This window comes from Bradyrhizobium sp. (genome assembly GCF_035309285.1).
Classification (GTDB): domain Bacteria; phylum Pseudomonadota; class Alphaproteobacteria; order Rhizobiales; family Xanthobacteraceae; genus Bradyrhizobium.
Genome location: NZ_DATGFH010000063.1, coordinates 1 through 9,144 on the forward strand (window position 1 = coordinate 1; position 9,144 = coordinate 9,144).

Consider the following 9,144-nt stretch of genomic DNA (forward strand, 5'->3'; position numbering starts at 1 on the left):
TATCTTCACCCGGCTGGTCGCTCAAAACCTCATGCAGCGACGGCGGATCGATCGCCTCCTCGATCCGCCTCCGCCAATCATCAAAGATCAGCGACAGATGAGCCTCAGCCTATGCCAAAGCTAAACCGGACAGCCGTGGCCTTGTGCCGGGCATCCACGTCTTCTCTGCATCCGCGAAAAAAGACGTGGATGGCCGGGACAAGCCCGGCCATTTACCGAGACCGACAATCGGGATGATGCGGCCCGGAGCTTGGCTTTGTAGCCTGATTTGTCGGTGCGCGCGACCCATCCAACGATGGTGTCCAGGTCGCCGTGCAGGGTGATCTGGAGGTCGCCGCGCTCCTCCCCAGGGCTGATAACGATGCGGTCAATGACTTCGCGTAGCGCGTCGGCAGCCTCGCGGGCATCGTCGGGATGATTGAGCGCCTCGGTCAAGCGCTCGATCCTCCGCCGGTAGTTGTCGCCGATATTGGGATGGATGTCGGGCAGATCGGTGGGGGCCTCCGACAGCCGCGCGTAGAGTTCGTCCTGTCTGGCCTCAAGCTCGGTCAGGCGGGCCGACAGGGTGCGGTGGTAGCCGCCGTGCTCGATGACGCGGACGATCTCCTGGATAGCCTTCCCGGTCTCGGCAAGCTCGCGGCGGGTGGTCTCGCCCGACGTGCGGCGCTCGCGGTTGAGGCGGTTGGTTTCCTGAGCGTAGGCGCGCATGGCCTCGGCTGCGGCCTCCGGTGCCATCAGGCGGTCTCGGAGACCGGCCAGCACGCGGGACTCCAGCACCTCACGGCCGACGGTGCGGGCGTTGTCGCAGCCGTTGGACAGCACATGGTTGGTGCAGGCATAGCGGTCCTGGCCGCGCCGCGCATAGGAGCCGCCACAGCAGCCGCAGAACAGCAGTCCGGATAGGAGCGTGCGCGGCCGGTGCGTGGCGTTGAGGCTGCCATTGGCGACGACGCTGCGGCGGATGCCTTCGCGGGCGCCCTCGATCTGTTTGGTATAGAGGCCTGTCAAATGGTCCTGCCGCGCCTTGGCGGCGTCCCACAGCTCCTGCGGCACGATGCGAAGGGCCGGGACATCCGTGCGTATCCATTCGCTTTTAGGGTTGAGGCGCAGGACGCGGCGGCCAGTGTCCGGGTTCTTCATCTGCCGCTGCCGGTTCCAACGGTTGACGCCGATGTAAAGCTCGCAGTTCAGGATGCCGGAACTGATAGTGCGGTTGCCGCGGATCGTCGTGTCCGACCAGCGCTTGCCGGTCGGGCTCGGGATGCCCTCGCAGTTGAGGTCGGCAGCGATCTTCTGCGGTCCCTTGCCGGCGACATATTCGCGGAAGATACGGCGCACGATCTCGGCTTGCTCCTGGTCGATCTCGCGCTCGCCCCGGACCGGCTCGCCGCTGGCGTCCAGCGTCTTGACGACACGATAGCCGTAGGCGTTGCCGCCGCCGATCTTGCCGGCCTCGACACGGCCCCGGATGCCGCGATGGGTCTTGAGCGCGAGGTCTTTCAGGAACAGCGCGTTCATCGTGCCCTTGAGGCCGACGTGAAGCTCGCTGATCTCGCCTTCCGACAAGGTGAAGATAGAGACCCCGGCGAAGCGCAGCCGCTTGAACACGGCAGCTACGTCCTCCTGATCGCGGCTGATGCGGTCGAGGGCCTCCGACAGAACCATCTCGAACCGCCCAGCCGAAACATCCGACAGCAATTCCTGGATGCCGGGTCGAATGAGGGATGCACCGGAGACGGCGCGGTCGGAATAGCTGTCCACGATGGTCCAGCCTTGACGGTCGGCGTATTCGCGGCACTGGCGCAACTGGTCCTCGATGGAAGCGTCACGCTGGTTGTCGGAGGAATAGCGAGCATAGAGCGCAACGCGGGGCATTTGGTCAGCCATGAGGACGATCCTTTCAATCCTTGTCGGCCTCGCCCTCCGATCCTTCGGAAGCAACAGGCCGGTTGTCGTTTGCGGCGACCCGCGCCGCGAAATCTTCCCTCGCCATGCGGCGGCCGATGATGCGCGCCAGCGTCAGCACCACACGGTCGACTCGCTTCCATGCCTCGCGGTCCGGTCCGCTCTCCGGGCCTTGATTGTCGTTGGCCGGTACGATGTCGTCTGGCCCGGACTTCGTTTCATCCGCCATGCGGTCGCTCGCTCTTCCAAGTCAAACGGGCATCAAGCGGCGGCGAAATCAGAATGAGAAGCCCAAAAATCCCTTCGTCGTGCTGTGGCGTAAAAATACTGGCGATCGGCGGTTCTTGCGTAGGTCGCGAAAACGCTTCACGCGGCTTGCAGAGCCTTCTGAACGGCCTTAGGCGCGCGTTCGATCACAAGAAGATAGGCGCGGGTAGGTCCTTCCGGTTGTCGCGAACCTTGTTCCCAATGGCGCAGCGTGTTGACGCTGAATCCGAAGCGTCCGGCAAACTCTTCCTGCGTCATGTCCAGGCGTATCCGGATCGCCTTTACGTCGATCTTCTTCGGGACATGGATGCGATAGGCGCGCTTGTCTGCCTTACCCTCGGCATAGGCGACCGCTTCCTTAAGGCCGCGCCGGATGCTGTCGGCAACCTTGCTCATCATGTTCTCCTCTTGAACGTCTCGACCAGCAGTGTCGTCAATTGCCGGAAGTCGTTGCGATCCTTTTGGCTCAAGTCCGCCCGTTCGTTCTTGGCGAAAGCGGTCAGCGCAAAGAGCGGCATGCCGGCGTCATGGTGGAAGTAGATCACCCGCGCGCCGCCGCGCTTGCCCCGGCCTTCCAATCCCCACCGCAGTTTCCGCACGCCACCCGTTCCGGGGATAAGATCGCCAGCCGTTGGGTTGTAGGCGAGATAATCCACCAAAAGTATCCGTTCCTCATCGCTCATGAGTTTGCGGGTGGCTGATAGAAATTCCGGCGTTTCCACGACGCTGATCGGAACCGTTCGAGCCATAAAAGATACTACTCCAATGGGTTAGTCGATGCAATCGAAAATGTAATCCGTTGGATTACATTCGAACCTCGCGCTGCCGCCAATTCCGTTTCCGACATGAGCGCGCGACCGCGCCTCCAATCCTCCCTGGTCTGCTTGACAAGCTCCCACCGGGGCGGCGACATCCGGTCAATGCTGGCGCGAAGCGCCACCGCGAAAGCGGCCTGGCATTGACGGGATGGTGGCGCTCCGGTCCCATGCCCGCAAGCAGGTCATGCCGACATGGGTGATTACGGGCGCTGCTAGAATCGGCGCCTTCCATGAATCCATTAGAGCACACCATCATGCAGCACTTCGTTGGACTGGCTGTATCGCTGGAGATAACCAATCTTTGTGTTATCGACGGGGAATCCACTCGCTCACCTTCACGGTCTTCCGACGATTTTTCGCTTATATTCCGTCCATGAAAACGTCAGGTCGTTCACGCTTTGACAAGCCTTCCGCAGTTCAATTAAGGGCTGATATTCTGGAGATCCGTACCAGCTATTGATCGCAGCCATATTCGGAAATTCGATCACTACAACGCGCTCGGGCGTCCAATATCCGCCCTCGGGCATTTTGAGATTGTCGCCTCGCGTTAGATGGCGGCCACCGAACTTCGCCACCATCGGTCCAATTTGGTCTTGTACTCCTCGAACTTGGTCGTGTCCGTGATCTAGTGAAGTCCAACTACATAAGCCGGCATCTGTCGTCTCCCAAAAACAGTTACAGCGCAACGCCGTGACACGATGGCTAACGCGTCGAGGGTGTCGGACGCTTGCCGCTGCGTTGTCGACTGGGACCGGCCACCGGCGAAACTCGGACAAAGCGGGCGACCGGCGAAACGTCCGCCGCTGCTTTCTCTTGGCGTCAGGGATCGTCACCGAAGGCGAAGACCCAAAGGGGCTTCGGAAGCCGCCGTAGGCGGCGCGTAGAGCCCGGCCCGAAGGGCGACGGCCTTGCAAACTGGACATTCCCTTTGCTGAAAGCTTCAGGCTCTACTCATTATTGTTGCGTATCATGGCGTGTTTGCGCAGATTCCCGCCGAAATGCTGCAACCGCCCTCAATATCGCGACTTCAATAGCTGAGACGTGCTCAAGCTCTGCGCCAGGAAAGTCATATCTGACAGCAAAAGGAGAGCCTGCTCTGATGCGCATTTCGCCTAAGCTTAGCGAATGTCGGCGGAATCGAATATTTCCGTGAAAAATGCGATGATTGGCGCGATAAGCCGTCCCGCGATGACTAAAGAAGCCAAGGTCCGGTGCGGTTATTCCGGCTTTCTCTTGCGGCGTAGTCGCTCATTTCGATGCCTCAGCCAGCGGCCCGTTCGCCTATGGTCTCACAGATTTAAATCCGTGCAATATGCGTTGGGCAACGAGCGGTTAAGGGACGTGAGAGGCCAAAATCATGGCAAAGAAGACCACACTGAGCGTGATCAGAAACGGCAAAAAGAAATCGAACAGCGGCGTCATAAATGCTCGGTCGACGGGCAAATACGACGTCGAACTTGGCAAGCGCATTCGGCCGCGGCGAGTCGAGATGAAAATCTCGCAATCGGATCTTGCCGACAAGCTCGGCGTCAGCTTCCAACAGGTGCAGAAATACGAAAAGGGCGTCAACCGGGTTGGCGCTGCTCGTTTGCAGCAGGTCGCCACAGCGCTCGATGTCCCTGTGACGTTTTTCTTTGACGATGACGATCTGGGAAAACGCGCGAGTGATGGCAAGCGAGAGGTCGAGAGCCTACTTTTTATCGACAGTACATTCAGCCTGCGGTTGTTGGGGGCTTATGCTTCTGTAAAAAACCAAGCGGTGCAACGCCAGTTTGTGTCGCTGATCGAAAGCATCGCAGCCAGCGAATGATTCCGCAGATTGCTCCGGGGCCCCGGGGGCAACCCATCGCGGCCTGGTATCCTCGGACGCCGTGTTTTGCTATGGGTAGACGCAGAGTGCGGCGTCGCGCCGCGTGGTCAGCTTGCGCCCTTTGGGTAGATCGATCGGATCGAATAACCGCTGACCCCAGGACATGAACCTACCCACTGCTACGCGAAAATCGTGAGCCGCTCGGCATTGACGGGATGGCGGCGCTCCGGTTCCATATCCGCAAGCAGACGAGGCCGTGCCGCCGCTGCCGCCGGCAAGAAGAAAATGTGCCTATCCGGTTTTCACCCACGGCTAACCTTGCCGTTGACGAGATCGACGATGAAGCCATTGGCGAGACGCACGCCGATGATCACGTCGTCCAATCGGTAGTTATTGTCGTTGCCTCTGAGGCGGTAGCTCGTATCCTCTACGACATGAACGTCGAACCATTGATTGGGCGCGGTCTGGCCCCAGTATTTGCTACGTCGCTTAATGCGCGCTACGAGCTGTTGGCCCATCGTGGATGTCTCCGTTTGGATGAAAACCGGATAGGCATGTGAGGGACCGAACGCACGGGAGATGGGACATATTGCCATGCTCGTCGTCATCGGCATGAGTGCCGGCCTTCCAGGAAGTATGTATCGGCCTCATCAGACCTCATCGAATTCGCGTTTCGGACGCCACGAGACGGGATCGGCGACCCAGCAGTTGATGTCGGATTCGCGCCAGCCACTCCCGTTGATGCTGATCTTGATCTGGGGTGGGAATGTCCCTTCAGTGATCTTGCGGTAGATCGTGGACCGGGACAGCCCGGTTCGGGAAAGAACGGTTTTCAAGCGGATGATACGGTCGGGTTCGCGCATGGCTGCGCTGTGTCCTGCTGGTTTTGTTTAACTGCTGTTGATCCAGACAGAACGAGGAGCGACGGTCGTGCAAGCCCTTTTTCGCGTCGTCTTTCGCGTCGTCGCAGCATGGCGAAGATTCGGCGGTGAATCGGATGGGTCAAATTCCGAGGCCGCGGCCCCTGCCGAGGTCGATGCCGTGGGCGAAGGCCAACTCCTGGCCAAGGCTACGGCCTGACTCGAACGCGATGCCGAGCTCGATCTTACGGTTGGCGAGGATGGATTCAAGTTGCGGATCGCGTTCGAGGCTTCTGGCCATGTCGCCCATCGCCGAGCGTGTGGACTTGTAGGCGGACATGTCGCCGGCTTGATACTGGCGCTGGCTGGTGTGGTCGAGGGTCTGCCAACGTTCCACGAAACGGTCGGCGCGGCGGCTCGGATTGGTCCGCAGTTCGGTTTCGAGTTGGAGCGCGCGGATGGCGCGGGCGGGGTTGCCCGATGCGGCTTCCAGGGCGAGTTCCGGGTTCTTCTTGTAGGCGGCTTCGGCATCGTATGAGCCATAGGGCCGCACCTCCTCGAAGGCCTTGCGGGCGGCCTGCAATTCCTTCACCTGCTCCGGACTGGCCTTGCCGCCCTGTTCCTGGATGTCGAAGATCGCATTCACGGCGCGAGCATGACGCCGGAGCGCAGCCGTCCGTGCCTTGCGCAGCGCCGCCTCCGGGTCTTCAGCGGTTTCCCTCACGGGCGCCGCGGGGTCGCGCCGCATCTCCACACCCGCGGTTCCCCTTTGCGGCCGCTCCCCGGCATCTGAGCCAGGCGCAGCATCTGCGGGCGGGCGCAGGCCGTCGAACATGCCGCGCACCTTCTCCGGCACGATCTTCCTGACAATTTCGGCAACACGCTCGCGGAAGGTGATGCCGCGCCGCTCGGCATAGTCCTGCACCGGATCAAGCCGCTCGTAATCCGAGGCCATGTCCTTGGACCGGTCGCGCGATAAGGTGCGAACCAGCCGATCCTGACCGGCGAAGTCGTCGCGGCCGTAATGCAAGTCCATGCGGTCGCGGTGCCGCGATAGCGAGACATAGCTGCCATGGGCGTCCATGCCCGGCGTTGCCAGCACATGAGTCCGGTCCACCGTCATGCCCTGTGCCTTGTGGATGGTCGTGGCATAGCCGTGGTCAACCCGGTTGTAATCTTTCAGGTCGAAGGCAACGGAACGGCCATCGTCGGTGCGAACGGACATGCTCTGCGCGCTGACCTCTTCGATGCTACCGAGCGTGCCGTTCTTCACGCCAAGGCCGCGCTCGTTTTGCAGGAACATGACGCGGTCCCCGCTGGCGAAACTGCGTTCGCCCCGCTCGGCCGTGACACGCACGTCCTCGCCCAGATCGCCAGCTTCTCGCATCCGTTCCCGCGCGCCCTCGTTGAGCGCGCGCACTTCGTCGTTGGTGTGGGTCAGGATGATGCGGCTGCGCTCCGGTTCAGCGCGCCGGTCGCGGTCCCAGCGGTCGATCAGTTCGCTGCGCGCCTGCTCGCGGGAGGCCGCTGCATGCACCATTCCTTGACTGTCATAAGCGTGGATGGCAGCGCCGGTCCCGCCGGTTGCCAGATCGCGCGTGGCGCCCCGCTGCCAATCCTCCCGCTGGCGGCGCACCTCGCCGATTTCTGCGCCGCCGTGGCGTTTGTAGATCGAGCGGAACGCCGCGCCCGCTTCGATGGCTTGCAACTGCTTGATATCGCCGACCAGCACAACCTTGGCGCCGGCCTCTGCGGCATTGGACAGCACGCGCTCCAACTGGCGTGTACCGATCATGCCGGCCTCGTCGATCACCAGGACATCGCGGGGGTTGAGCATGTCGCGGCCCTGGCCCCAGCCGTGCTCCATGCTGGCGATGGTGCGCGACACGATACCCGATCCGCTTTCGAGGTTTTCCGCGGCAATGCCGGACAGCGCCACGCCCCGGACCTCGTAGCCCTCCGCCTCCCAGGCCTCCCGCGCCACGCCCAGCATCGCGCTCTTTCCCGTCCCGGCGTAGCCGACCACGACACTGAGATCGCGTCCGTCTGTGATATGCCCCAGCGCATCGGACTGCTCGCCGGAAAGGACGAGATCGCGCTGTTCGGCACGCGCCAAGGCGGCTTCACGGCCCCTGTCATTCACCTCATGGCGTTCGCGTTCCGCCATGAGCTTGGCAGCGTGATGCAGGCGCCGTTCGGCCTCGATCATGTCGCGGGTGGTGAAGCGGTCCTCGCCCCGTCCGTCCTTGCCGAGTTCGACCAGATCGGGCGCGTTGCGCATCGCGCCCATGACCTCGTTGAACTGGTCGATCCCACCACTGTGACGATGCGCGAACTTCGCCATATCGCGGTGCGTGAAGGTCGATTGCTGATGGGTGATCGCGTCCAACCCAAGGGAAGGATCGGCGATGATCCTCTCACCATTGCCGCGTGCGATCTCGCGGTGCATCTCGGCGCGGTCGGCGGCCTCGATCCCTCCGGCCTCGATACGCTGCGCGGGTGCGCCAATCTGGCTTTGCGGCTCCAGCGCGATGCCCCGCGCCTCGAAGTTGCGGTGGTCGATGCGCGCGTCGATATCGAGTTCGGCCAAGCGCTCGTTGGCAAGCTCCGCCCAGCGCCCGCGCCAGCGCTCAACCATTTCCGTACGGTTCCAGTCCCGCACCTTCTGGCCAAAACCGTTCTCGTTCACCGCGCGCATGGTGAGCATGACATGGGCGTGGGGCTTTGGCATTCCGTCTTCGCCGACGTCCCAATGCACGTTGAGATCGGCGATCATGCCGCGGTCCACGAACTCCGACTGCGCGAAGTCGCGGGCGAGCTCGATGCCTTGCGCCTGCGTTAGTTCGCGCGGGATGGCGAACTCTAACTCGCGGGCAAGCTGCGCGTCCTTGCGAACCTCGAAGGCCTCGACATCGTTCCAGAGCCGTTCGCGGTCGCTCCATGCCTCCGGCGCATTTTCCGGCAGCAGCACCTCGGAATGGACGACGTCGCGCTTGGCCGAAAAATCATGGCTGCGATCAAGCCGCTCGTCGCGCAGCCGCGAGCCCGAGCGGTAGGCGGCTGACGCCACCGCGCTGGAGCCAGACTTGCGGCCAATGACCTTGACGTGAAGATGATAGATCGCCATCGCGATCGGATCATTGGCACGGCGAAGCGCACGTCGGAACGACGTATAAGCGCGCCCTCCCTCGAAAAAATCTCGGGAGGGACTACCGCGTCCCAGGCGGTCCTGACGACCTAACAGCCTTTTGCCGGGCGCCGGACTATCATTTCTCCATCAACACTGATGGAGGCGACGATGCGCAAACCACGGGACTTTGATGCCGAACTGAAGGCACTTGGGGACAAAGCGCGCGACCTCAAGAGCCGCAAGGTGCAGCAGCTCGGCGAACTGGTGATCGCCACCGGCGCCGATGCGCCCAGCGCTAATGAACTGGCGGGCGCGCTGATCATGCTGGCTGAGACGAAGGACAGCGGAAAGAGG

The 9,144-nt window shown here is 62.0% G+C and carries 10 protein-coding genes; 2 read left to right on the top strand and 8 right to left on the bottom strand.

The window, feature by feature from the left end:
* Window positions 1-120 precede the first annotated feature (120 nt).
* The 5 genes from VKR55_RS12670 to VKR55_RS33070 all read right to left on the bottom strand — a co-directional run bounded on the left by VKR55_RS12670 (window position 121) and on the right by VKR55_RS33070 (window position 3,913).
* Window positions 121-1,887 carry a recombinase family protein gene (locus tag VKR55_RS12670; RefSeq protein WP_324403697.1) on the bottom strand — a complete coding sequence of 589 codons (1,767 nt, stop codon included), beginning with the start codon at window positions 1,885-1,887 and terminating at the stop codon, window positions 121-123.
* 13 nt (window positions 1,888-1,900) lie between these two features.
* On the bottom strand, window positions 1,901-2,134 hold the full coding sequence (locus tag VKR55_RS12675; RefSeq protein ID WP_324403699.1) for a hypothetical protein: 234 nt from the start codon (window positions 2,132-2,134) through the stop codon (window positions 1,901-1,903).
* Between the two features lie 137 nt (window positions 2,135-2,271).
* Window positions 2,272-2,568, bottom strand: coding sequence for a helix-turn-helix domain-containing protein (locus tag VKR55_RS12680; protein ID WP_324403701.1), 297 nt, complete (start codon window positions 2,566-2,568; stop codon window positions 2,272-2,274).
* Window positions 2,568-2,894: a type II toxin-antitoxin system RelE/ParE family toxin gene (locus VKR55_RS12685; RefSeq protein WP_324403702.1), complete on the bottom strand. Its 327-nt coding sequence runs from the start codon at window positions 2,892-2,894 to the stop codon at window positions 2,568-2,570. Before VKR55_RS12685 ends, VKR55_RS12680 begins: the two co-directional genes overlap by 1 nt.
* Before the next feature lie 431 nt (window positions 2,895-3,325).
* The gene (locus tag VKR55_RS33070) at window positions 3,326-3,913 is read right to left on the bottom strand and encodes a DUF1330 domain-containing protein (RefSeq protein WP_414642352.1); all 588 of its coding nucleotides are present in this window, start codon (window positions 3,911-3,913) and stop codon (window positions 3,326-3,328) included.
* Window positions 3,914-4,410: 497 nt separating this feature from the next.
* On the opposite strand from VKR55_RS33070, the gene VKR55_RS12690 reads away from it, so the two are divergent.
* Window positions 4,411-4,800 (top strand): helix-turn-helix domain-containing protein, encoded by a 390-nt coding sequence (locus VKR55_RS12690; protein WP_324403710.1) that lies wholly within the window; start codon window positions 4,411-4,413, stop codon window positions 4,798-4,800.
* Window positions 4,801-5,102: 302 nt separating this feature from the next.
* On the opposite strand, the gene VKR55_RS12695 is transcribed toward VKR55_RS12690, so the two are convergent.
* The 3 genes from VKR55_RS12695 to traA all read right to left on the bottom strand — a co-directional run bounded on the left by VKR55_RS12695 (window position 5,103) and on the right by traA (window position 8,787).
* The gene (locus VKR55_RS12695) at window positions 5,103-5,318 is read right to left on the bottom strand and encodes a hypothetical protein (RefSeq protein WP_324403703.1); all 216 of its coding nucleotides are present in this window, start codon (window positions 5,316-5,318) and stop codon (window positions 5,103-5,105) included.
* Window positions 5,319-5,450: 132 nt separating this feature from the next.
* On the bottom strand, window positions 5,451-5,663 hold the full coding sequence (locus VKR55_RS12700; protein ID WP_324403704.1) for a helix-turn-helix transcriptional regulator: 213 nt from the start codon (window positions 5,661-5,663) through the stop codon (window positions 5,451-5,453).
* 139 nt (window positions 5,664-5,802) lie between these two features.
* On the bottom strand, window positions 5,803-8,787 hold the full coding sequence (gene traA, locus VKR55_RS12705; RefSeq protein ID WP_324403706.1) for a Ti-type conjugative transfer relaxase TraA: 2,985 nt from the start codon (window positions 8,785-8,787) through the stop codon (window positions 5,803-5,805).
* A gap of 171 nt (window positions 8,788-8,958) precedes the next feature.
* On the opposite strand from traA, the gene VKR55_RS12710 reads away from it, so the two are divergent.
* Window positions 8,959-9,144: conjugal transfer protein TraD (locus VKR55_RS12710; RefSeq protein ID WP_324403708.1), on the top strand; the 186-nt coding region annotated here is incomplete at its 3' end.

Coding starts and splice junctions, on each gene's coding strand:
- traA (WP_324403706.1), bottom strand. CDS start 8,787: ATGGCGATCTATCATCTTCACGTCAAGGTCATTGGCCGCAAGTCTGGC.
- VKR55_RS12670 (WP_324403697.1), bottom strand. CDS start 1,887: ATGGCTGACCAAATGCCCCGCGTTGCGCTCTATGCTCGCTATTCCTCC.
- VKR55_RS33070 (WP_414642352.1), bottom strand. CDS start 3,913: ATGTCCAGTTTGCAAGGCCGTCGCCCTTCGGGCCGGGCTCTACGCGCC.
- VKR55_RS12695 (WP_324403703.1), bottom strand. CDS start 5,318: ATGGGCCAACAGCTCGTAGCGCGCATTAAGCGACGTAGCAAATACTGG.
- VKR55_RS12675 (WP_324403699.1), bottom strand. CDS start 2,134: ATGGCGGATGAAACGAAGTCCGGGCCAGACGACATCGTACCGGCCAAC.
- VKR55_RS12680 (WP_324403701.1), bottom strand. CDS start 2,568: ATGAGCAAGGTTGCCGACAGCATCCGGCGCGGCCTTAAGGAAGCGGTC.
- VKR55_RS12700 (WP_324403704.1), bottom strand. CDS start 5,663: ATGCGCGAACCCGACCGTATCATCCGCTTGAAAACCGTTCTTTCCCGA.